The sequence below is a fragment of the Ochrobactrum sp. SFR4 genome, assembly GCF_019730395.1.
In the GTDB taxonomy this organism is placed as follows: Bacteria; Pseudomonadota; Alphaproteobacteria; order Rhizobiales; family Rhizobiaceae; genus Pseudochrobactrum.
Genome location: NZ_JAAPBB010000901.1, coordinates 1 through 263 on the forward strand (window position 1 = coordinate 1; position 263 = coordinate 263).

The 263-nt window shown below is 47.1% G+C and carries 1 pseudogene; it reads right to left on the reverse strand.

The features are described 5' to 3' along the window. A pseudogene (locus HBA93_RS21700) lies at window positions 1-263 on the reverse strand (hypothetical protein); the annotation flags it as partial.

A 263-nucleotide genomic window follows, 5' to 3' on the forward strand; every position in this document is an offset into this window, starting at 1 on the left:
GAATCCGATGAACAAAACGGACAAATCGACATCGGAATTTCGGTCAGAACAAAGAAATTGGCCTCAGCCTTCAGCGGCGGCGCCATAAAACCACTAATTTCGACTTGTTTTCCCGCAGAATTTTTTACCTGATCCGAAAACTCCAACCCCAGAACACCAAAGCTTTTATAGAGTTTGTCAAAGCCAAGCTGCTCGCTGGCAGATGTCCGGTTAGTCAAGCTCAGCAAAGGTGCACTTGCCAATGCAGCAAGCATAAGCTGCCT